This is a genomic window from Roseateles chitinivorans (genome assembly GCF_002761755.1).
Lineage (GTDB): Bacteria > Pseudomonadota > Gammaproteobacteria > Burkholderiales > Burkholderiaceae_C > Roseateles > Roseateles chitinivorans.
On the sequence record NZ_PEOG01000024.1, the window covers coordinates 1 to 19,980 of the forward strand.

At 66.5% G+C, this 19,980-nt stretch carries 22 protein-coding genes; 9 read left to right on the forward strand and 13 right to left on the reverse strand.

Going from position 1 to position 19,980, the window contains the following annotated elements; translation table 11 throughout:
* Nucleotides 1–81 precede the first annotated feature (81 nt).
* The 12 genes from CS062_RS10615 to CS062_RS10670 all read right to left on the reverse strand — a co-directional run bounded on the left by CS062_RS10615 (nt 82) and on the right by CS062_RS10670 (nt 9,157).
* Entirely contained in the window at nt 82–1,278 is a 1,197-nt protein-coding gene (locus CS062_RS10615; RefSeq protein ID WP_099861624.1) for an EscU/YscU/HrcU family type III secretion system export apparatus switch protein, read from the reverse strand.
* A 183-nt stretch (nt 1,279–1,461) separates the two neighbouring features.
* Nucleotides 1,462–2,097, reverse strand: a complete 636-nt coding sequence (locus CS062_RS10620) for a protein phosphatase CheZ (protein WP_099861625.1) — start codon at nt 2,095–2,097, stop codon at nt 1,462–1,464.
* Nucleotides 2,098–2,113: 16 nt separating this feature from the next.
* Nucleotides 2,114–2,506: a chemotaxis response regulator CheY gene (gene cheY / locus CS062_RS10625; protein WP_058934552.1), complete on the reverse strand. Its 393-nt coding sequence runs from the start codon at nt 2,504–2,506 to the stop codon at nt 2,114–2,116.
* A gap of 56 nt (nt 2,507–2,562) precedes the next feature.
* Nucleotides 2,563–3,510, reverse strand: a complete 948-nt coding sequence (motB, locus tag CS062_RS10630; protein ID WP_091722421.1) for a flagellar motor protein MotB — start codon at nt 3,508–3,510, stop codon at nt 2,563–2,565.
* Between the two features lie 15 nt (nt 3,511–3,525).
* A complete protein-coding gene (motA, locus tag CS062_RS10635) occupies nt 3,526–4,383 on the reverse strand; it encodes a flagellar motor stator protein MotA (RefSeq protein WP_091722416.1) in 858 nt (285 codons plus the stop codon).
* A gap of 179 nt (nt 4,384–4,562) precedes the next feature.
* Entirely contained in the window at nt 4,563–5,324 is a 762-nt protein-coding gene (locus CS062_RS10640; RefSeq protein ID WP_099861626.1) for a class I SAM-dependent methyltransferase, read from the reverse strand.
* A gap of 10 nt (nt 5,325–5,334) precedes the next feature.
* The gene (gene flhC, locus CS062_RS10645) at nt 5,335–5,871 is read right to left on the reverse strand and encodes a flagellar transcriptional regulator FlhC (RefSeq protein WP_091722407.1); all 537 of its coding nucleotides are present in this window, start codon (nt 5,869–5,871) and stop codon (nt 5,335–5,337) included.
* A gap of 48 nt (nt 5,872–5,919) precedes the next feature.
* Nucleotides 5,920–6,243, reverse strand: coding sequence for a flagellar transcriptional regulator FlhD (gene flhD / locus CS062_RS10650; protein WP_099861627.1), 324 nt, complete (start codon nt 6,241–6,243; stop codon nt 5,920–5,922).
* A gap of 222 nt (nt 6,244–6,465) precedes the next feature.
* Nucleotides 6,466–7,482: a glycosyltransferase gene (locus CS062_RS10655; protein WP_158238744.1), complete on the reverse strand. Its 1,017-nt coding sequence runs from the start codon at nt 7,480–7,482 to the stop codon at nt 6,466–6,468.
* Nucleotides 7,483–7,492: 10 nt separating this feature from the next.
* The gene (gene flhC, locus CS062_RS10660) at nt 7,493–8,029 is read right to left on the reverse strand and encodes a flagellar transcriptional regulator FlhC (RefSeq protein WP_099861629.1); all 537 of its coding nucleotides are present in this window, start codon (nt 8,027–8,029) and stop codon (nt 7,493–7,495) included.
* Nucleotides 8,030–8,091: 62 nt separating this feature from the next.
* Complete coding sequence (gene flhD, locus CS062_RS10665) at nt 8,092–8,415, reverse strand: flagellar transcriptional regulator FlhD (protein ID WP_091722388.1); 324 nt, start codon at nt 8,413–8,415, stop codon at nt 8,092–8,094.
* A gap of 250 nt (nt 8,416–8,665) precedes the next feature.
* Complete coding sequence (locus CS062_RS10670; RefSeq protein WP_099861630.1) at nt 8,666–9,157, reverse strand: tetratricopeptide repeat protein; 492 nt, start codon at nt 9,155–9,157, stop codon at nt 8,666–8,668.
* Nucleotides 9,158–9,814: 657 nt separating this feature from the next.
* Between CS062_RS10670 and CS062_RS10675 the strand changes: the two genes are divergently transcribed.
* The 7 genes from CS062_RS10675 to CS062_RS10705 all read left to right on the forward strand — a co-directional run bounded on the left by CS062_RS10675 (nt 9,815) and on the right by CS062_RS10705 (nt 16,580).
* The gene (locus CS062_RS10675; protein WP_099861631.1) at nt 9,815–10,654 is read left to right on the forward strand and encodes a flagellin N-terminal helical domain-containing protein; all 840 of its coding nucleotides are present in this window, start codon (nt 9,815–9,817) and stop codon (nt 10,652–10,654) included.
* 292 nt (nt 10,655–10,946) lie between these two features.
* On the forward strand, nt 10,947–11,789 hold the full coding sequence (locus CS062_RS10680) for a flagellin N-terminal helical domain-containing protein (protein WP_099861632.1): 843 nt from the start codon (nt 10,947–10,949) through the stop codon (nt 11,787–11,789).
* A gap of 348 nt (nt 11,790–12,137) precedes the next feature.
* Nucleotides 12,138–13,007, forward strand: a complete 870-nt coding sequence (locus CS062_RS10685) for a flagellin N-terminal helical domain-containing protein (protein ID WP_099861633.1) — start codon at nt 12,138–12,140, stop codon at nt 13,005–13,007.
* A 155-nt stretch (nt 13,008–13,162) separates the two neighbouring features.
* Nucleotides 13,163–14,590: a flagellar filament capping protein FliD gene (gene fliD / locus CS062_RS10690; RefSeq protein ID WP_099861634.1), complete on the forward strand. Its 1,428-nt coding sequence runs from the start codon at nt 13,163–13,165 to the stop codon at nt 14,588–14,590.
* Nucleotides 14,591–14,818: 228 nt separating this feature from the next.
* Nucleotides 14,819–15,253 (forward strand): flagellar export chaperone FliS, encoded by a 435-nt coding sequence (gene fliS, locus CS062_RS10695; protein WP_091722364.1) that lies wholly within the window; start codon nt 14,819–14,821, stop codon nt 15,251–15,253.
* Between the two features lie 111 nt (nt 15,254–15,364).
* Nucleotides 15,365–15,664, forward strand: a complete 300-nt coding sequence (locus CS062_RS10700; RefSeq protein ID WP_091725004.1) for a flagellar protein FliT — start codon at nt 15,365–15,367, stop codon at nt 15,662–15,664.
* 178 nt (nt 15,665–15,842) lie between these two features.
* Nucleotides 15,843–16,580 carry a flagellar brake protein gene (locus tag CS062_RS10705; RefSeq protein WP_158238745.1) on the forward strand — a complete coding sequence of 246 codons (738 nt, stop codon included), beginning with the start codon at nt 15,843–15,845 and terminating at the stop codon, nt 16,578–16,580.
* A 126-nt stretch (nt 16,581–16,706) separates the two neighbouring features.
* Here the strand turns inward: CS062_RS10705 and fliE are convergent, their stop codons facing one another.
* The gene (fliE, locus tag CS062_RS10710; protein WP_254783195.1) at nt 16,707–17,027 is read right to left on the reverse strand and encodes a flagellar hook-basal body complex protein FliE; all 321 of its coding nucleotides are present in this window, start codon (nt 17,025–17,027) and stop codon (nt 16,707–16,709) included.
* A gap of 169 nt (nt 17,028–17,196) precedes the next feature.
* Here fliE and fliF point away from each other — a divergent pair, with 169 nt between their 5' ends.
* Both fliF and fliG read left to right on the forward strand, forming a co-directional pair.
* Complete coding sequence (gene fliF, locus CS062_RS10715) at nt 17,197–18,918, forward strand: flagellar basal-body MS-ring/collar protein FliF (protein WP_099861636.1); 1,722 nt, start codon at nt 17,197–17,199, stop codon at nt 18,916–18,918.
* Nucleotides 18,919–18,966: 48 nt separating this feature from the next.
* Nucleotides 18,967–19,962 carry a flagellar motor switch protein FliG gene (gene fliG / locus CS062_RS10720; RefSeq protein ID WP_099861637.1) on the forward strand — a complete coding sequence of 332 codons (996 nt, stop codon included), beginning with the start codon at nt 18,967–18,969 and terminating at the stop codon, nt 19,960–19,962.
* The last annotated feature ends 18 nt before the right edge of the window (nt 19,963–19,980 follow it).

A 19,980-nucleotide genomic window follows, 5' to 3' on the forward strand; every position in this document is an offset into this window, starting at 1 on the left:
CCCCTTGAAGCGAATGCCGAGCGTGCGGAGGCGATTGAGCGGAAAGGGGGCACCGGCCTGGGCCCCGTCGCTCGGTCCCGATCAGGCCGGACGCCCGTCGGCGAAGTGGTCTTCGAGCTCGTCTTCCGGCGGCGTCCACCCTGGCTTCTTGTGCGGATCGAGTTCGTCCGGCACTGCCGGATTCGGCGCGGCCTGCGGCGCCATGCCCTGCCCCTTCAGCGCGGCCTTGAGCTGGTAGACGTAGGCCAGCACCTGCGCCACCGCGCCGAACAGCGCGCCGGGGATTTCACGGTCCAGTTCGGCATGGGCGTACAGGGCGCGGGCCAGCGCTGGCGCCTGCAGCACCGGCACCTTGCTCTCCTTGGCGATGTCGCGGATCTTGAAGGCCAGCAGGTCCAGGCCCTTGGCCACCACTCGCGGCGCGCCGAACTTGGTTTCGTCGTAGGCGATCGCGACCGCATAGTGGGTGGGGTTCATCACCACCAGGTCCGCCTTGGGCACTGCCGCCAGCATGCGGCGCTTCACGAGTTCGCGGGCCTTGTGGCGCATTTTGTGCTTCATCTCGAGGTTGCCTTCGGCTTCCTTGAGTTCGTTCTTGGCCTCCTCGCGGGACATTTTGAGCCGCTTCAGGTAGAGGTGGCGCTGCAGCGGCACGTCGATGACGGCGAACAGCGCCAGGCAGAGGCCCAGCATCATCAGCCCGCCCATCAGTTGCTTGCCCGCGAAGGCGAGCGCGGATGGCAGCGGCACGGACATGATTCCGACGAAGCCTGCGATGCGGTCCTTCAGCGCGATCGCGCCGACGATGCCCAGCACCAGCGACAGCAGCACGGCCTTCAGCGCGGTGGTCAGGTTCTGCCACTGGAACAGCCGGCCGAAGCCGGTCACCGGGTTCAGGTGGGTGAACTTCGGGGTCAGCGGCTTCATCGTGAAGTTCCAGCCGCCCGAGGCGATGTGGGCCGCGATCGCGGCCATCGCCAGGATGAGCATCGCCGGCAGGCCCAGCAGGAAGCCTTGCCAGGTCAGCGAGGACAGCCGCTCGGTCATCATGCCGGCGGCGCGCAGTTGTTCGGCATCGAAACGCAGCGCCCCTTCGAGCATGTGCTGCAGCGTGTCGACCGCATACGGCGTCGATGTGGCGAACAAGGCGGCCCCCGTGGCCATGACCGCGAAATGCGGCAGGTCCCGGGAACGCGGCAGCTGGCCCTCCTTGCGCGATCGTTCGATCTTTTTCTGCGAGGCGGGTAAGTTGCGGTCTTGTGCGTCTGAATCGGCCATGTGCGCAATGAGGAAGCCACGGCCCCATGCCGCAGCGTCGCCATTGTTCGGCCGCGAGCCGCCTGGCCTTGGCCCGATAAGCGGCGGAAATCAGCCGGTCTTCTCGGCCGCGCAGAAAGCAGAAACCCGCGCCAGGGCGCGGGTTTCGTGGGGGCGGCGCCGGCTCTCGGCCGGCCCGGGCGGTCAGAAGCCCAGCGAAGCCAGCAGATCGTCCACTTCGGACTGGTTGGCCACCACGTCGGTGCGGCCTTCGTGGCTGACGACCGGACCCTGCAGGATGCTCGGGTCGACCTTCTCGCGCTGCTCCGGCGGCACCACCGAGACCAGCAGCTTCACCAGCGAATCTTCCAGGTCGTTGGCCAGGGTCACGACCTTGGCGACCACCTGACCGGTCAGGTCATGGAAGTCCTGCGACAGCATGATGTCGGTCAGGTGGGTGTCGATCTTGGAGGTCGAGGACTCGACCTCCTTGACGAAGTTCAACACCGCGCCCGAGGCCACCGCGCGGACCGGGTCCGCTGTGATCGCCTGGGCCATCGCATTGGCGGCCTCGGTGATCTTGGCGTGTTCGGCCTTCGCCTGGTCGACCGAGTTCAGCACCTTGTTGGCGGCGTCGGCGGTCTTGTTGGCGATGTAGGTCAGGCGGCTGCGCGCGTCGGGCAGGCCGTCGGTGGCGACCTGCAGCTTGGGCATCACGCCCAGCTGCTGCATCGTGTCGTGCAGCACCCGGGTGATCGTGCCGATCTGCTGGAACACCTCGGGAGAGACGATCAGCGGTTCGTTGCTCTGCGACAGTTTGGCCAGTTCTTCCATCTGCATGGTGGACTCCCCAGCATCAGGCCGCAGCGGCCAGCTTCTGCATGATCTTCTGGACCTTTTCCTCCAGCGTGGCCTTCGTGAACGGCTTCACGATGTAGCCCGCCGCGCCGCTCTGGGCGGCCAGGACGATGTCTTCCTTGCGGGCCTCCGCCGTCACCATCAGCACCGGCAGGTGCTTCAGCGAGGCATCTTCCTTGATGGCCTTGAGCAGCTCGAAGCCATTCATGTTGGGCATGTTGATGTCGCTGACGACGAAATCGTATTTCGCCTGTTTCAGCATGCTCAGGGCCTCGACGCCATCTTCCGCCTCTTCGGCGTTGTTGTAGCCGATCTCCTTCAGCAGACCGCGCACGATCCGGCGCATGGTCGAGAAGTCGTCGACGATCAAGAATTTCATGTCAGTGCTCATGGCGTTCCTCTGAGGGGACTGGAGGGCTTTGTTCGGGCTTGTTCGAATTCGGACCGTTATCGGCCGGAGGGCGCGGAACTTGAGGCCTGCGGCGCGCTCGCCGCGGGATTCGCAGTGTCCTCGTCCTCATCGGGCAGGTTCTTCAGCACCGCATCTTCGGCATCGCGATTCATCACGATGATGCTGATGCGGCGATTGACCTGGGCATTGGGGTCTTTCGTGTCCAGCAGCTTGCTCGACGCCAACCCCTGCACGCGAAGGACCCGGGCATCCGGCAAACCGCCTGCCACCAGCTCGCGCCGCGAGGCATTGGCCCGGTCCGCCGACAGTTCCCAGTTGCTGTATCCGCGCTCGCCCGCAGAAAACGGCTGTGCATCCGTATGACCCTCCAGCGTGAGCCGGTTGGGCACCTCGGACAACACATTGCCGAGTTCCTGCAGCAATTCGCGCATATACGGCTTCACCACCGCGCTGCCGCTGTCAAACATCGGACGATTATTCTCGTCCACGATTTGGATCCGCAAGCCCTCGCGGGTCATGTCGAGCCGGATTTGCCCACCTAATGCCGCAATTCGGGGGTTGTCCGCGATGATTTTCTCGACCTTGTCCTTCAATTGCTGCAGGCGCACCCGCTCGGCGCGGCGCTGCTCTTCCTTGAGGGCCTTCAGGTTGATGGTTTTCCGAGGGGATTCGACGTCGCCGGCCTTGACCTGGCCGGTCTGGCGGGTCAGGTCCTGACCGCCGCCCTTGATGATGTGCGAGGCGTCGCCCGAGCCCGAGCCGCCGAACATCGCCACCTTCAGCGGCGAAGCGAAATAGTCCGCGATGCCCTTCTTGTCGCCCTCGGTCGTGGAGCCGAGCAGCCACATCAGCAGGAAGAACGCCATCATCGCCGTCACGAAGTCCGCGTACGCGATCTTCCACGCGCCGCCGTGGGCGGCATGGCCGCCCTTCTTGACGCGCTTGATGATGATGGGCTGGAGTTTCTTGGCGTCACCGGCCATGGCGAATCACTCCGATCACTTCTTCTTCACGTGGCCTTCGAGCTCCGCGAAGGTCGGGCGCTCGGTCGAGTACAGCACCTTGCGGCCGAATTCGATCGCCACCTGCGGCGCGTAGCCCTGCATCGAGGCCAGCAGCGTGGTCTTGATGCACTGCAGTTCCTTGCCAGCTTCGTCGACCTTGGCTTCCAGCGCACCGGCCAGCGGCTCGGCGAACGCGTACGCCAGCAGGATGCCCAGGAAGGTGCCGACCAGCGCCGAGCCGATCATTCCGCCCAGCACCGCCGGCGGCTGGCCGACCGAGCCCATCGTGTTCACCACGCCGAGCACCGCCGCGACGATGCCGAAGGCCGGCAGGCCGCCCGCCAGGCGCTGCAGCGCGATCACCGCAAGGAAGGCCTCGTGGTGGTGGGTGTCGATCTCGGCGTCCATCAGGGACTCGATCTCGTGCGCGTTCAGGTTGCCGGAGACCATCATCCGAAGATAGTCGGTGATGAACTCGGCCACATGGTGGTCGTTGCCCACCGTCGGGTATTTCTGGAACAGCGGCGAGCTGTGCGGATCCTCGACGTCCTTTTCGATCGACATCAGGCCTTCCTTGCGGGCCTTCTGCAGGATGTCGTAGAGCAGCGCCAGCAGCTCCATGTAGCGGGCCTTGGTGTACTTGCTGCCCTTGAAGCAGTCGCCCAGGCCCTTGAGCGTGGCTTTCATGACCTTGGGCGGATTGGTGGCCAGCATGCCGCCGATCGCCGCGCCGAAGATGGTCGTCATCTCGAAGGGCAACGCATGCAGCACCACGCCGATGTTGCCCCCGTGCGCGATGAACACGCCGAAGATGCAAGCCAGGGCCAGCAGCCAACCGATGATGACAAACATGGAATTCGTTCCGTCCTGAAGTAACCGCCGCGTCCCCTCGCGGTCCGGGCCATCTCATCCCTTATCGACCGGCTCCCCGTCCGCTTGAGCCCCGGCCTGTGACGACCGGTGTGCCGCGCGGACGCCGGTCGGGCGTCGCTGACTGATTGCGTTCGATGTGGGCGGCGTGTTCCGGGCGCTCAGGCCTGGAGTTCACGCACCCGGTAGACATACAGCCGGTGGCGGGTGCCGGTGTCCAGCTGGGCGAAGACCGGCTGGCCCGGCAGCGGGAAGTCCAGGCTCGCCAGCCAGGCGCCCGGCCGCATCTCGGTGCGCGCCTTGTCGAGCGCGCGCGGCATCGATTCGGGTCGCTGGAACAGGTAGACCAGGTCCATCTCGCGCCACGACTGGGCCCACAGGTCGCCCCGGGTGATCTCGGCCCAGGGGCAGCGCAGGCGGGCCAGCAGCCACAGGACGCCACTGTATTCAATGCCCGAGAAGCGCAGGCCCGGATAAGCGCGGCGAAGAGCCACCAATCCATCGCCCAGTCCGCAGCCGGCGTCCAGGACGCGCGCGCCTTCGTGCAGCTTCACACGCTCGGGGAGCGCACGCAGCGCGTCGTGGGGCGTCGGGTACAGCGGCGCATCGTTCCAGCCGCGCCGCGGATAGGCCAGCACCAGCACGGCCAGCGGTATGAGCCAGATCCAGGCCGGCAGGTCGGTCCCGGTGAACAGCAGCGCCAGTGGAAAACCGGACGCCACGATCAGCCGGCGCCAGGCCTGGCGGTGGAGTCCGGCGAGGATCAGGCCCAGGCCCGAGGCGACGATCGCCGCCGGCCAGTCCGGGCCGAACAGACGCCAGACGGCGAAGCAGGCCGCCCAGCTCAGCAGCGCCAGCGCCGGCCAGCGCAGGCCGCCTGGGGCGGCGTCGCCGGAGGCGGCATGAGGAAGTCGCGCGCCCATGGTGGCGACCTCAATGCATCTGGATGCCGCCGGCCGCCTTGCCCTTGCCGGCACGCGCCGGCGGGTTGCACAGGCCGCAGACGTAATGCTTGGCCACTTCATGCGGATGGGTCACGAAATGGCCGCCGCACTTGCTGCACTTGGTCATCGTCAGCATGCCGTTGTCGACGAACTTCACCAGGCGCCAGGCGCGGGTGACCGACAGCAACTGCTCCAGGTTCTGGGCTGCGGTCTGCTCCTGGTACAGCTGGTAGGCCTTGATGACGACATCGATCTCGTCCATCTCGGCGACCTTGTTCAGGTACTCGTGGATGTTGAGGAACAGGCTGGCGTGGATGTTGGGCTGCCAGGTCATGAACCAGTCGGTCGAGAACGGCAGCTGGCCCTTGCTGGGGCTCTTGCCCGAGACTTCCTTGTACAGGCGCAGCAAACGCTCGTAGCTCAGGTCCGTCTCCGATTCCAGCACCTGCAGGCGGGCGCCCAGGTGGATCAGCGTCACGGCGCGCTCGATCTGCTTGGCTTCGGTCAGGATGGACTTGGTGCGCATGGCGGTGTCTCCGGGCTTCAGTTCTGCGGTCTGGCGTCGATATCGAACTCAGGCGGCTTCCTGATGGCGGCCGGCCAGCAGGATGGAAGCATGCAGGCGGGACACGCTGTCGTTCGCGGCCGGCTTGCCGTGCGAGGTCAGCAGGCCCCACACCAGATCGTCGTCCATGCGGAAGCGGCACAGCAGCGTGTTGCCCGAGGCAATCTTCAGCATCTGCGCGGCGCTCAGCGTGTTCAGCAGCGTCGCGGTCTCTTCCGAGATGCCCAGACGATACAGCGCCTGTTCACGGTCCGCGCGGATCAGGCTCTGAGCCAGCATCAGGTACGACAGGTTGGCTTCGCGGATCTCGGCGAGGATTTGGTCGGCGTTCATCGTTCGGCTCCTGGGGTGTGGGGTGCTGATGTCGTTTCGTTTCAGCGTGAGACGAACTGTAGAGATCCCGACACGCAACCAACATCAGGTCGCTTCCATGTAAAGGTTAGGGAGCGCGCCGACGCGTTTGTCAGATCAATTCCTACAAGATGCCGGATCAGCGCCATGGCTCGGGCGCTTTTTCCTTGTTTGCTGGGGACTTCTGCCCTCCGACGCTCTTCTCTACCGAGGACTTGGCGGGAAGGCGGCGCGGAGCAACTCAAGGTTGTAGGCGGCAAGGTGGCTGCCTCGCCCAGCGACGGCGCCCGGCTGGTCCGGACGCTCGCCAATTTCAAGGCATCGCGTCCAAGCGTCGTCGATCATCGGAACCAGGACCTCCGCCTGCTCCGGCTGGTCCGCCGCCCAATCCAGCAGCAGATCGCCCAGCGCGAAGAAGAAGTCCGGCGACTCTGCACATAGCTGCAGTTGCGTTTCGGCGAAAACCATGCCGTCGGCATGGCGCTTGAGGGATTTCAAGCCGAACAGTCGGCGGGCCACCAAATCGGGCCACCACGCCGGCATCAGGGGCATGTCCGCAAGACGATCCGAAGCGGTGGCGAAGGCGGTTTCGGCATCGGCGAAGCGCGCGTAGACCGACAAGTCCTTGCCCAGCTGATACCAGAGATAAGGGTTGCTCGGCGCCTCGTCGATCGCCGCTCGGAGCAGTTCCTCGTTGCGGCCCTGCTTCACCTGAAGCCGTTCCGGCAGATAGCCGTCGTGCGCGACCTGGAGTTCCAGCGGCCGTACCGGCAGCGCATGCGCCGGCTGCTCGTGAATTCGTCCGGTGTAGCGGACGGTCCCGGGCAGCACGCGGCTCAAGCGCGATCGGGCGGTGCCGCCGTCGAAGTGGTCCTGCAGGACGATCGTGCCGACGAACTCCGGCGGCGTGGCGCGCAGCGCCTCGAGCGCCGCGCCACTGCCCTCCCCGATCAGCCATTCGTCGGCGTCCAGCACCAGGTGCCAGTCCGCGCCCGCGGCATCGAGCGCCGCATTGCGCGCGGCGGAGAAGTCGTCGATCCAGGGGAAATGCGCGACGCGCGCCCCGGCGGCCTGCGCCAGGCGGACGGTGTCGTCGGTGGAGCCGGTGTCCAGCACCAGCGCGTCGTCCACGAAGGGACGGACGCTGTCGAGCAGGCGGCCGATGGTCGCCGCTTCATCGCGGGCGATGACGACCAGGCAGGTGCGCCAGCGCGAGGCCATGCCGCGCCGCTCAGTGCATCTGGATGCCGCCGGCCGCCTTGCCCTTGCCGGCACGCGCCGGCGGGTTGCACAGGCCGCAGACGTAATGCTTGGCCACCTCATGCGGATGGGTCACGAAGTGACCGCCGCACTTGCTGCACCGGGTCATCGTCAGCATGCCGTTGTCCACGAACTTCACCAGGCGCCAGGCGCGGGTGACCGACAGCAGCTGCTCCAGGTTCTGGGCCGCGGTCTGCTCCTGGTACAGCTGGTAGGCCTTGATGACGACATCGATCTCGTCCATCTCGGCGACCTTGTTCAGGTACTCGTGGATGTTGAGGAACAGGCTGGCGTGGATGTTGGGCTGCCAGGTCATGAACCAGTCGGTCGAGAACGGCAGCTGGCCCTTGCTGGGACTCTTGCCCGAGACTTCCTTGTACAGGCGCAGCAAACGCTCGTAGCTCAGGTCGGTTTCCGATTCCAGCACCTGCAGGCGCGCGCCCAGCTTGATCAGCGTCACCGCGCGTTCGATCTGCTTGGCTTCGGTCAGGATGGACTTGGTGCGCATGGGGGCTCCGGAAAGCGTGTCGGATGGTCTCGGGCGGCAATCGCGTTGCCTGGATCCTGGGATCAGGCGGCTTCCTGGTGGCGGCCGGCCATCAGGATGGAGGCGTGCAGGCGGGAGACGCTGTCGTTGGCGGCCGGCTTGCCGTGCGAGGTCAGCAGGCCCCACACCAGGTCGTCGTCCATGCGGAAGCGGCACAGCAGCGTGTTGCCGGAGGCCATCTTCATCATCTGGGCCGGGCTCAGCGTGTTCAGCAGCGTCGCGGTCTCTTCCGAGATGCCCAGGCGGTACAGGGCCTGCTCGCGGTCGGCGCGGATGAGGCTCTGGGCCAGCATCAGGTACGACAGGTTGGCTTCACGGATCTCGGCAAGGATCTGGTCGCTGTTCATCTCTGGGCTCCTGGGCGGTTGCGTTGCTGCGATGGAATGAATTCTGAAGAAACCCCTTTTTTCGCGACATCAGGTTGCTGGCATACATGAGCTACGAAGGCCGCCGACCGTCTTGTCAGACAGATTCCTACACGCTGACAGGCTCCCAAAGGAAAACCGCCGGACGAGGTCCCGTGAACACGGGCTCGGCGGCGGTTTCTGGCGGAGACAGCCTGTCAGGCCGCCCCCGCGAGCGGGATGTCGGGACGCCTCAGGCGGCTCGCAGGCGCAGCAGCTCGGACTCGACGATCGCCATCAGTTCCGGCGAATCGCGGCGCAGCATTTCCAGCGCCTGACCTTCATTGAGGATGGACAACACCTCGATGGCGGCCTTGACCTCGCCCAGTCCGGACAGTGCGAAGCCCAGCGTGTAGAGCGACGGCGCATGCTGCGGCGACAGCTCGACGGCGCGATGCGCATACAGGGCCGCCTCGCGCAACTGACCCGAGGCCAGCAGCAGCGCGCCGACGTCGGACAGCAGGTCCACGCTCATCGGCGCCATCTCCAGCGCATTGCACAGCAGCGCGACGCCGTCGCCGATGCGCCCCTGCGCGGCCTGCGCATACGCGGCGTTGCGCGCCTGGGCCAGCAGCAGGCGAGCCTCGCCCGAGCCCGGACGGATGCGTCCGTGAATTTGTTCCTCGATCGACGCGTCGATCATCGACACGGCGGACCGTGCCTCGGTTTGCGATTGCAGCGGCATAGATCTCTCCATGGTCGTTGGGACTCGTCGATCGAGTCCGATCTCGATGCCGAGACCGGTCCCGGCGAAGGTGGCGGATGCGGCGCCGCGCCTTGTCGGCCGCGCCGGAAGGCACTTTAGGGCGGCACCCCCGTGATCGAGCGCACGAAAAGCGCCGCCATTCCCCCTCAATCCCGCCGTGGAGCGGCCGTTAACCCCTTCATGTCCGTCGCCAGACCGACACCCGGGCACGAGTCCGGGTCGAAGTCAAACGACAAACAACGCGTTGCAAGACCTGCTTATCTCCGGATCGAAAGTCTTGACAAATTGCCCTTAAGTTCTAAGGCGCGGGGGCCGATAACCAAAACAACGGGGCTGCTGAACGCAGCGACAAGCCAGCAAGGACCAGGAGTCCAACGGCAAGTCGAAGCAGGCAGGCGGCACGTGGTCCGGTTAGAAGGCCTGACGTTCTTGGCAACCCGATGAGGGGGTGGGACGGCAACGGTTGACTAGCGTCGGACTGGGACCGAACCGGGAAATGGCCCGGCAGGTTCAGCAGGAGCATCCGAGATCCTCGGCCGGTTCGCCTCACGGCGGGCTGGAGGATCGGAGGACTCAGGCGCTCATGTGTGGTTCGGCGCTTTTGCCGGTATTTACGTATAGCTGTTAGGAGCAATCATGGCCCAAGTCATCAACACCAACCTGCTGTCGCTCAACGCCCAGCGCAACACCAGCACGAGCGCCAGCTCGCTGGCCGTCTCCATGCAGCGCCTGTCCTCGGGCCTGCGTGTCAACTCCGCCAAGGACGACGCCGCCGGCCTGGCGATCGCCGACCGCATGAACGCGCAAGTCCGCGGCATGAACGTGGCCCAGCGCAACGCCAACGACGGCATCTCGCTGTCGCAGACGGCCGAAGGCGCGCTGTCCAAGGTGGGCGACTCGCTGCAGCGCATGCGTGAACTGGCGGTGCAGGCCCGCAACGCGACCAACACGACGTCCGACCTGGACTCGATCGGTCAGGAATATGCGCAGCTGGGCTCGGAAATCCAGCGCGTGCTGGGCGGCACGACCTTCAACGGCCGCGCCATCCTGGCCGGCGATTCGGGCACGCAGACCTTCCAGATCGGCGCCAACACGACGGCCAACGACTCGGTCGACGTCACGACGACCAACATGACCACGGACACGACCATCACCGGCGTGACCGGCGGCGCGATCACCAACGCGTCGACGACGGCCGACCTGGCCACCGTGATCGACAACATCGACGCGGCGATCAAGACGGTGTCCGGCGAGCGTTCGAAGCTGGGTGCCTCGCAGAACCGCTTCGACGCGATCGTGTCGAACCTGCAGATCTCGGTCGAGAACCAGACCGCGGCCCGCAGCCGGATCATGGACGCCGACTTCGCCTCGGAAACCGCCAACCTGAGCCGCGCGCAGATCCTGCAGCAGGCCGGCAACGCGATGATCGCCCAGGCCAACCAGGCGCCCCAGCAAGTGCTGGCCCTGCTGCGCTGATCCTCGTCAGCCAGACGCCCGCGAGGGGGACTGCGGTCCCCCTTCTCTTTCCCCATCCCGCGCGGGTGGTGAAAGAGAAGTGCTCGCCCGCCATGGCACAACTTCACGCCCGGGACGGGCGGTTACACGCTTTCTTTTCAAGAAGGCCTCAAGTCCATTCCCTGCCGGCCCGATAACTGCATCAACGGGTCCGCAAATCAACAGCAAGGGCCACGTGGTCCGGCTCAGTCGGACAGTTTTTCAAACGTCCGACCGAGACCGCGAAGGTCTTTGAATTCGAAAGGAATGGATCATGGCTCAGATCATCAACACCAACCTGCAATCGCTGAACGCCCAGCGCAACCTGTCGTCCTCGCAGTCCTCGCTGTCGGTGTCGATGCAGCGCCTGTCTTCCGGCCTGCGCGTCAACTCCGCCAAGGACGACGCCGCTGGCCTGGCGATCGCCGAACGCATGAACGCGCAAGTGCGCGGCATGAACGTGGCGGTGCGCAATGCCAACGACGGCATCTCGCTGGCGCAGACGGCCGAAGGCGCGCTGTCCAAGGTGGGCGACTCGCTGCAGCGCATGCGTGAACTGGCGGTGCAGGCCCGCAACGCGACCAACACCACCTCCGACCTGGACTCGATCGGCAAGGAATACGCCCAGCTGGGCCAGGAAATCGGCCGCGTCATCGGCGGCACGACCTTCAACGGCAAGGCCATCCTGGGCGCCGATGCCGGCACGCAGACCTTCCAGATCGGCGCCAACACCAGCGCGAACGACTCGGTGGACGTGGTCACGAACAACATGACCAACGACGCGACGATCACCGCCGTCACCGCTGGCGTGATCGACAACGCCTCGACGCCGGACTCGCTCAAGACGGTGATCGACAACATCGACGCGGCCATCACCACCGTCAGCGGCCAGCGCGCGATCCTGGGCGCCTCCCAGAACCGCTTCGACGCGATCATCTCCAACCTGCAGGTCTCGGTGGAGAACCAGACCGCCGCCCGCAGCCGGATCATGGACGCCGACTTCGCCGCGGAAACCGCCAACCTGAGCCGCTCGCAGATCCTGCAGCAGGCCGGCAACACGATGGTGGCGCAGGCCAACCAGCTCCCGCAGCAGGTGCTGTCGCTGCTGCGCAGCTGATCCCGGCGCCGGCCACCGCTGGCCGGCCCCTCCCCGGTTGACTCCTCAAGCGCCGGTCCTCGAGGCCGGCCTTCCCAAGGCTCCGCAACCGTCCCCCGGGACGGCTGCGGGGCCTTCTTTCATTGGCTTCGTAATGGACGGTTTTCCGCCCGTTAATCGGCCAATCGGCGTTGCAGCACCTTTCGCACAATGGCACCCATCGAGCATGAAGTACCGCTCGACCACCGGTCCAACCGGCAGATCCGAACAATGACTGCGATGGCGCAGCGAGGATCGGCAGGCGAGGTCGGGAACCGACCCACCTAACCGGGATCGCAGCCAGGACAGGATCTCCGCAGGAGTGCATCAATGCCACAGACCATCAACACCAACATTGCTTCGCTGAACGCGCAACGCAATCTGAATTCGTCGCAGTCGTCGCTGGCGACCTCGATGCAGCGCCTGTCGTCAGGCCTGCGGGTGAACTCCGCCAAGGACGACGCGGCCGGCCTGGCCATCGCCGAACGGATGAACGCGCAAGCCCGCGGCATGTCGGTCGCGATGCGCAATGCCAACGACGGCATCTCGCTGGCGCAGACCGCCGAAGGCGCGCTGGGCAAGGTGGCCGATTCGCTGCAGCGGATGCGCGAACTGGCGATCCAGGCCCGCAACGCGACCAACGCGGACAGCGACAAGGATTCGCTGGACAAGGAATTCGGCGAGCTGGCCAAGGAAATCCAGCGGGTCACCGCCGGCACGACCTTCAACGGCAAGTACATCCTGGGCCAGGACGCGGCGCTGCCGCAGACCTTCCAGGTCGGGCCGAACACGACGTCCAACGACGAGATCACCGTCACGACGCCCAACATGTCGGCCGACGCCACGATCACCCAGGTCTCCGGCTCGGACACCAGCGGCGCCGGCCGCGCGGTGATCGACCGCACCGCGGACGCGGCGGCGATCGCCACCGTGGTGGCCAACATCGACACGGCGCTGGATACCGTCAACAGCCAGCGCGCAACGCTGGGCGCGACGCAGAACCGCTTCGACGCGGTGATCTCCAACCTGCAGGTGGCCTATGAGAACCAGACCGCCGCCCGCAGCCGGATCATGGACGCCGACTTCGCGGTCGAGACCTCCAACCTGAGCCGGGCGCAGATCCTGCAGCAGGCCGGCAACGCGATGGTCGCGCAAGCCAACCAGCTGCCGCAGCAAGTGCTGTCGCTGCTCAAGGGTTGATAGAAAAACGCAATCAGGGCGCCAGGCCTCCGTCCTAAAGTCGGATCGCCTGACGCCGATATGCAAGACAGGGCCTCACGCAAGTCACGCGAGGCCCTGTCGCGCATGGGGCTTCCGGCCAGGGAGCCGGAACACGGTCACAGGGAGTTCGAACGATGGCAAGCATCACCTCCGCCGGTCTGGGCAGCGGTCTGGACGTCGAGAGCATCGTCACGAAGCTGGTGTCGCTGGAAAAGCAGCCGATCACCGACCTCCAGGCGCGCACCGACACCATCAAGACGCAGATCTCCGAGTACGGCAAGATCAAGAGCGCCTTCAGCGCGATGCGCGACGCGGCCGCCAAGCTGGCCAATCCGACGACCTGGTCCGCGCTGACCGCCACCTCCTCCGACACGACGATGGCCACCGTCATCGCCGGGGCCGGCTCGGGCGCCGGCTCCTACGCGCTGGACGTGGCCAACCTCGCCTCGGCGCAGTCGCTCTCGAGCAAGGGCTTCGCCAACAACGCGACGGTGGGCTCCGGCTCGATGACCATCGAGCTCGGCCAGTGGAGCGGCACCAACAACTCGACCTTCACCAGCAAGAACGGCGCGACCCCGGTCAGCATCTCGATCGCGTCGACCGACACGCTGGCCAACATCCGCGACAAGATCAATGCCTCGGGCGCCGGCGTGCTGGCCTCGGTCGTCACCGACGCGACCGGCTCGCGCCTGGTGATCCGCTCCCGCGACACCGGCGAGGCCAACGGCTTCCGCATCACCACCGCCGATGACGACGGCAACGGCTCCGACGCCGACGGCCTGTCCGCGCTGGCCTACGACCCGACCGCCTCGATCTCGTCGATGACGCAGAACACCGCGGCCAGGAACGCCAATCTGACGATCAACGGCCTGGCGATCAGCTCCGCCTCCAACAACATCGAGGGCGCCGTCGACGGCCTGACGATCAACCTGCTCAAGACCGGGCAGTCCACCGTCACCGTCGGCCAGGACAAGGACAGCGTCAAGAAGGCGATCAACGACTTCGTCACGTCGTACAACAGCCTGATGACGCTGATGCGCAACGACACCAAGTACGACGACGCCAACAAGACCGCCGGCGCGCTGCAGGGCGACAGCACCGCGGTCGGCCTGCAGAGCCAGCTGCGCAACATCACCGCCGCGGGCAGCACGCTGGGCGGCAAGTTCGGCCGCCTGTCCGACCTGGGTCTGGACATCGGCGCCGACGGCACCATCAAGGTCAACGACACCAAGCTGACCAGCGCGCTGGGCAGCATGAGCGACCTGAAGAACCTGTTCATGGGCGTCGACACCGCCAACCCGAACAACAACGGCATCGCCACCCGCTGGCGCGCCTTCGCCGACCAGGTCACCGGCTTCGACGGCTCGATCACCACCCGCACCACCGGCCTGCAGTCGCGGGTGACGGCCAACAACAAGCGGGTGGACGAGCTCAACGACCGCGCCGCGGCCTACGAGAAGCGGGTACGCGCCCAGTACACGGCACTGGACACGCAGATGGCCAAGCTCAACGACATGCAGAGCTACGTCAACAAGATCACCAGCATGCTGGGCAGCAGCTGAGGCCGGGGGGGCGCGGTGTCCCGGGGAGCGTCGCCCTCGGAACTGGACCGTCGCCGCCGCCCTTCTCCGGCGCTTCGAAAAGACCGCCGACAAGCCTCCTCACGGAGGCTTTTGTTTTTCTTCATCCGGGCAGAATTTCGAGACAAATTCGACACGGGGGAGGCTCAAGTTGGGCCGGCGGGGGCCGAAAACTGATTCAAGCACTACAGCACACCCCAGCAGCACATCATGTACGGCAACTCCTCCCCCTTCGCTTCCCACGGTCAGCGCGCCAGCAGCATGTACAACCGCGTCGGCGTGGAAACGGACGTGATGACCGCGTCGCCGCACCGCCTGGTCACCCTGCTGCTGGACGGCGCCTTCGATTCGATGACGCAAGCCATCGGCGCGATCCGCACCGGCAATGTCGACGCCAAGAACCGCAGCCTGAGCCGCGCGGTCCGCATCCTGGACGAGGGCCTGAAGGCGGCCCTGAACCTGGAGTCGGGCGAGCTGGCCATGGACCTGCGCGACCTGTATGCCTACATCTGCATGCGGCTGACCCATGCCAACCTGCGCAGCGACGATGTCGCCGTCGAGGAATGCGTGAAGCTGCTGCAACCGATCCGCGAAGCCTGGGCCAGCATCGCCCCGGCCGCTGCCGAACAACGCGTCGCGGCCTGATCCCGGCCCCGCCCCCACCCGCCTGACGACTTGAGAAGTTCCATGTCCAAGTACACCGCCAAGCCCCAATCCCCCGCCGCCCACGCCGCCCCGACGACCCCGGACCGCATCATGAGCACCCAACTGTTGAGCTACTACGAAGCCATCGAGCAAGCCAGCGCCGACATGCTGAGCGCCGCCCGCTCGGGCAACTGGGACGAGGTGGTCAAGCTCGAAGGCGCCTGCGTGCTGCTGATCTCGCAACTCAAGCACGCCGCCGGCAGCCAGCAACTGGGCCCGGACGAGGCGCAGCTGAAGACGCGCATCATGCAGCGCATCCTGGTCAACGACGCGGAGATCCGCCACCTGGCCGAGCCGTGGCTGGAGGACCTGGACCAGCTGATGAAGGGCAAGTCGAAGACGGTGCACTGACCGGCCCGACGATCGACCCGCGATCGACCGCCCCGGCGATTCGAGACTTCGGTCACGCGACCGGCACCGGATCGTCCGCCAGCGCCGCGATCGGCCCCTCGAACGGATGGGGTCGGCGCGGCGTTTGCCTTGGGGATGCGGGAGAATTTTTTCGAACGATTGCAGCCGGAAGCTGGCCTTGAGCGACCTGAAAGTCCCTGCCCCTCCCGCCGATGCCGCCGACGCCGATTACCGGCTGGACGCGCCCGGCGAGATCATGAACTGGCTGCGCGAGCTGCTGCAGTCGCAGGCGCGCCTGCAGCTGTCCACCCCGGCGGGCGAGGCGATCCACACGGTGCTGCGCGCGCTCGATACGCCACGGGGCATGCTGACGATGGAGGCGCCGCAGTCCGGCGACACCCTGGCGCCGGTGCTGGCGAGCGATGAACTGGTGGCCACCGCCTACCTGGACCGGATCAAGCTGCAGTTCGATCTCTCCGGGCTGGTGGCGATCCGCGGCGACGGCGCCGAGGTGCTGCGCGCACCGGTGCCGCTGCGGCTCTACCGATTCCAGCGGCGTCAGGCCTACCGGGTGGCCTCGGCCGGGCAGCTCTATCCGGCGCTGAAGCTGGCCAATGCCGACCTGCCCCGGATCCGCGTGGTGAACGTGAGCGCCGGCGGCGTCGCGCTGCATTGGCCGGCCAACGTGGTCCCGGTGCCACGGGCGGGCGAGGAGATCGCCGGCACGCTGGAACTGGAGCGCGAGGTCAGCTTCGCGACGCTGCTGCGGGTCCAGCATCTGACGGAAGGCGAACAAGGCGGCCCGCACCAGGCGGGCTGCGCCTTCGTCTCGCTGGCCCCGACCGCCGCCCGCGCGCTGCAGGTCTTCATCGACCAGGCGCAGAAACGCGAACGGCTGATGCGACGCAGCAGCTGAGGGCGGCCGCAAGAACCGGACCTTGATGACGCCGTTGGGTCGGCAGATCCGGCCCGGCGGAATGACAAAAGCCGCCCTTGGGCGGCTTTTTTCGTCCGATCGGCGCTGATGCGCGCCGTCAGGGCGTCAGACCTGCATGTTCATGATTTCCGAGTACGCCGACACCAGCCGGTTGCGGACCTGCAGCGTCGCCTGGAAGCCGATCTGGGCCTTCTGCATGGCGACCATGGTTTCCTCCAGGCTGACGGTGGGGTTGTCCAGCTGGACCTCCCGCTGCAGTCGCGACGCCTCGTTCTGCTGCGTGCTGACCGACTTCAACGCCGAACTCATCGCGTCGGCGAAGCTCGTGCCGCCCGGCGCGGCCTTGGCCACCGGCTGACCCTGGGGGGTCAATCCGGCACGGGCCACCGCGCTGGCGAAGTCGAAGGGTTTGAGTTTCAGGTCCACGGCATGCATCGTACGGAAGCCGCCGCCGGCCATAGCTCCGAACTGGGGGGGCTTCTTCGGCCTGTTCCGAACATTCTTGAGGGCACCGATCGAAATAATCCTGACCTGTGCCGAGGCGTCCGCCTGGGCGCGCCCCGCCGATCGTTCGACCCCAGCCGTACACCGCCCCATGGACAACGCCCTGAGCAGCCCCGCCGCCGCACTTCCCGAGGTGCAGCAGACCGCCAAGCCGGCCGGCCTGCCCCAGCGCCTGGCCGCGATGCCCACCAAGAGCAAGCTGATGCTGGGCGGCGGCGTCGCCGCGCTGCTCGCGGTGATCGTGGCGATGTCGATGATGACGGCCAAGCCCGACTTCCGCCCGCTGTTCTCCGGCCTGTCCGACAAGGACGGCGGCGCCGTCATCGCGCAGCTGGCGCAGATGAATGTGCCCTACCGCAACGAGCCGGGCGGCACCATCATGGTCCCCGCCAACCAGGTCTACGACCTGCGGATGAAGCTGGCCTCGGCTGGCCTGCCCAAGGGCGGCATTGTCGGCTTCGAGCTGATGGACAAGCAGTCCATCGGCCAGACCGCGTTCAACGAACGCCTGAACTTCCAGCGCGCCCTCGAGGGCGAGCTGACCCGCACCATCACCGCCATGGCCGACGTCGCCGATGCGCGCGTCCACTTGGCCATGCCGCAGCAGAACGGCTTCTTCCGCGAACAGCAGAAGCCCAGCGCCTCGGTCATGCTGACCCTGCGCGGCGGTCGCACCCTGGACCGCGCCCAGATCGCCGGCATCGTCCACCTGGTGTCGTCGTCGGTGCCGGAACTGAATCCCAAGGCGGTCAGCGTGCTGGACAGCACCGGCGCCCTGCTCTCGCAGAACCCGGACGGCAATGCCACCGGCCTGGACAGCCAGCAGCTGCAGTACAAGCAACAGGTCGAAGCCAACCTGAACAAGCGGATCGCCGAGCTGCTGGAGCCGGTGGTCGGCCGTGACAACCTGCGCTCGACGGTCACCGCCGACGTCGACTTCAACCAGGTCGAGTCCACTGCCGAGGAGTACCGCCCCAACCAGGGCCCGAACACCCAGAGCGCGGTGCGCCGCCTGACCTCGGAAGAACAGTCCGGCGGCACCGCCGGCGTGCCCACCGGCGTGCCGGGCGCCACCACCAACCAGGTGCCGCCGCAGGCCGCCGCGCCGATCAACGGCCAGGCCCAGCCGCTGCAGCCGGCCGGTCAATCCGGCGGCACGCAGAACATGCGCCGCAACAACGACACCCAGTTCGAGCTGGACCGCACCGTGCGCGTCACCCGCAATGCGATCGGTCAGGTCCGCCGGCTGAACGCGGCCGTCGTCGTCAACCAGAAGACGGTCACCGACAAGAACGGCAAGACCTCCAGCCAGCCGCTGTCCGAGAACGAGATCCAGAAGCTGGATTCGCTGGTCAAGGAAGCGCTGGGCTTCTCGCAGGAGCGCGGTGACTCGGTCAAGGTGATCAGCGCCCCGTTCGTGTCGGACAAGGTCGAGCCCGCCGACGTGCCGCTGTGGCAGCAGCCCTGGCTGCGCGACATGGCCCGCGACGCCACCGTCCCCGCCGCCCTGGTGCTGATCGCGCTGATCGCCGTGTTCGGACTGGTTCGCCCTGCTCTCAAGGCGGCTTTCCCGCCGCCCGCCGAACAGAAGGACGACACTGCCGGGAACAACGCGCTCAACGTGGTCGAGAACGAGCAACTGGCGCTGGGCGGTCCCGGCGGCCTGCCGGCCCTGGAGGCGCCGATCTCCAACGACAAGCTGGAGCGGGCCCGCCTGCTGGCCAAGGAAAACCCGGTCGCGGTGGCCAACATCATGCGCGCCTGGGTCAACGGCGAAGAGCTGGAAACCTCCCCGGCCGGCGGCCGCCGCTGAGCGGCTTCGCCGGGAACCCCGCCTCAGGATCGATAGAGAGACATCACCATGGACGACAAAGGCGTCGAAGACGCGGCCATCCTGCTCATGTCCCTCGGCGAGGAGGAGGCCTCCGAGGTCTTCAAGCACCTGTCGCCGAAGGAAGTCCAGAAGCTCGGCGAGACCATCGCCAAGATGAAGGTCGTGCCGCGCGACCGCGTCGAGAAGGTGCTGGACAAGTTCGACCTGGTCGCCGAGTCGCAGAGCACCCTGGTCAGCGACACCGACGAGTACGTCCGCGCCGTCCTTCGCAAGGCGCTGGGCGACGACAAGGCCAACCTGCTGCTGGACCGGATCCTGCAGGGCTCGGACGTCTCCTCGATCGAGTCGCTGAAGTGGATGGACCCGGGCTCGGTCGCCGAACTGCTGCGCAACGAGCATCCGCAGATCGTCGCGGCCATCCTGTCGCACCTGGACTTCGACCAGAGCAGCTCGGTGCTGCGTGTCTTCACCGAGCGCCAGCGCAACGAGGTGCTGATCCGCATCGCCACGCTGGACGGCATCCAGCCGATGGCACTGAAGGACCTCAACGAGGTCATGGGCCAGATCCTGGCCGGCGGCGAGCGCATGAAGAAGTCCAACCTGGGCGGCGTCAAGACCGCGGCCGAGATCATCAACATGATGGGCACCAGCGTCGAGGCCTCGGTGCTGGACTACATCCGCGAAGCCGACTCCGACCTCGCCCAGAAGATCATGGACAACATGTTCACCTTCGACGACGTGGAGAAGATCGACGACCGCGGCATCCAGGCGGTGCTCAAGGAAGTGCAGTCGGAATCCCTCATCGTCGCGCTCAAGGGCGCCGGCCCGGAACTGCGCGAGAAGATCTTCCGCAACATGTCCTCCCGCGCCGCCGAGACGCTGCGCGAGGACCTGGAATCGCGCGGCCCGGTGCGCCTGTCCGAGGTCGAGGCCGAGCAGAAGGAAATCCTCAAGGTGGTCCGCCGCCTCGTCGACGAAGGCCAGATCGTGCTGGCCGGCGGCGGCGACGACCAGTTCCTGTGATCCCGGCGCCCCGTCCCC

Coding starts and splice junctions, on each gene's coding strand:
- CS062_RS10685 (WP_099861633.1), top strand. CDS start 12,138: ATGCCACAGACCATCAACACCAACATTGCTTCGCTGAACGCGCAACGC.
- motB (WP_091722421.1), bottom strand. CDS start 3,510: ATGGCCGGTGACGCCAAGAAACTCCAGCCCATCATCATCAAGCGCGTC.
- CS062_RS10615 (WP_099861624.1), bottom strand. CDS start 1,278: ATGGCCGATTCAGACGCACAAGACCGCAACTTACCCGCCTCGCAGAAA.
- CS062_RS10640 (WP_099861626.1), bottom strand. CDS start 5,324: ATGGGCGCGCGACTTCCTCATGCCGCCTCCGGCGACGCCGCCCCAGGC.
- fliS (WP_091722364.1), top strand. CDS start 14,819: ATGTACGGCAACTCCTCCCCCTTCGCTTCCCACGGTCAGCGCGCCAGC.
- CS062_RS10675 (WP_099861631.1), top strand. CDS start 9,815: ATGGCCCAAGTCATCAACACCAACCTGCTGTCGCTCAACGCCCAGCGC.
- fliD (WP_099861634.1), top strand. CDS start 13,163: ATGGCAAGCATCACCTCCGCCGGTCTGGGCAGCGGTCTGGACGTCGAG.
- fliF (WP_099861636.1), top strand. CDS start 17,197: ATGGACAACGCCCTGAGCAGCCCCGCCGCCGCACTTCCCGAGGTGCAG.
- CS062_RS10655 (WP_158238744.1), bottom strand. CDS start 7,482: ATGGCCTCGCGCTGGCGCACCTGCCTGGTCGTCATCGCCCGCGATGAA.
- flhC (WP_099861629.1), bottom strand. CDS start 8,029: ATGCGCACCAAGTCCATCCTGACCGAAGCCAAGCAGATCGAACGCGCG.
- CS062_RS10700 (WP_091725004.1), top strand. CDS start 15,365: ATGAGCACCCAACTGTTGAGCTACTACGAAGCCATCGAGCAAGCCAGC.
- cheY (WP_058934552.1), bottom strand. CDS start 2,506: ATGAGCACTGACATGAAATTCTTGATCGTCGACGACTTCTCGACCATG.
- flhD (WP_099861627.1), bottom strand. CDS start 6,243: ATGAACGCCGACCAAATCCTCGCCGAGATCCGCGAAGCCAACCTGTCG.
- CS062_RS10620 (WP_099861625.1), bottom strand. CDS start 2,097: ATGCAGATGGAAGAACTGGCCAAACTGTCGCAGAGCAACGAACCGCTG.
- CS062_RS10670 (WP_099861630.1), bottom strand. CDS start 9,157: ATGCCGCTGCAATCGCAAACCGAGGCACGGTCCGCCGTGTCGATGATC.
- flhC (WP_091722407.1), bottom strand. CDS start 5,871: ATGCGCACCAAGTCCATCCTGACCGAAGCCAAGCAGATCGAGCGCGCC.
- CS062_RS10680 (WP_099861632.1), top strand. CDS start 10,947: ATGGCTCAGATCATCAACACCAACCTGCAATCGCTGAACGCCCAGCGC.
- motA (WP_091722416.1), bottom strand. CDS start 4,383: ATGTTTGTCATCATCGGTTGGCTGCTGGCCCTGGCTTGCATCTTCGGC.
- fliG (WP_099861637.1), top strand. CDS start 18,967: ATGGACGACAAAGGCGTCGAAGACGCGGCCATCCTGCTCATGTCCCTC.
- flhD (WP_091722388.1), bottom strand. CDS start 8,415: ATGAACAGCGACCAGATCCTTGCCGAGATCCGTGAAGCCAACCTGTCG.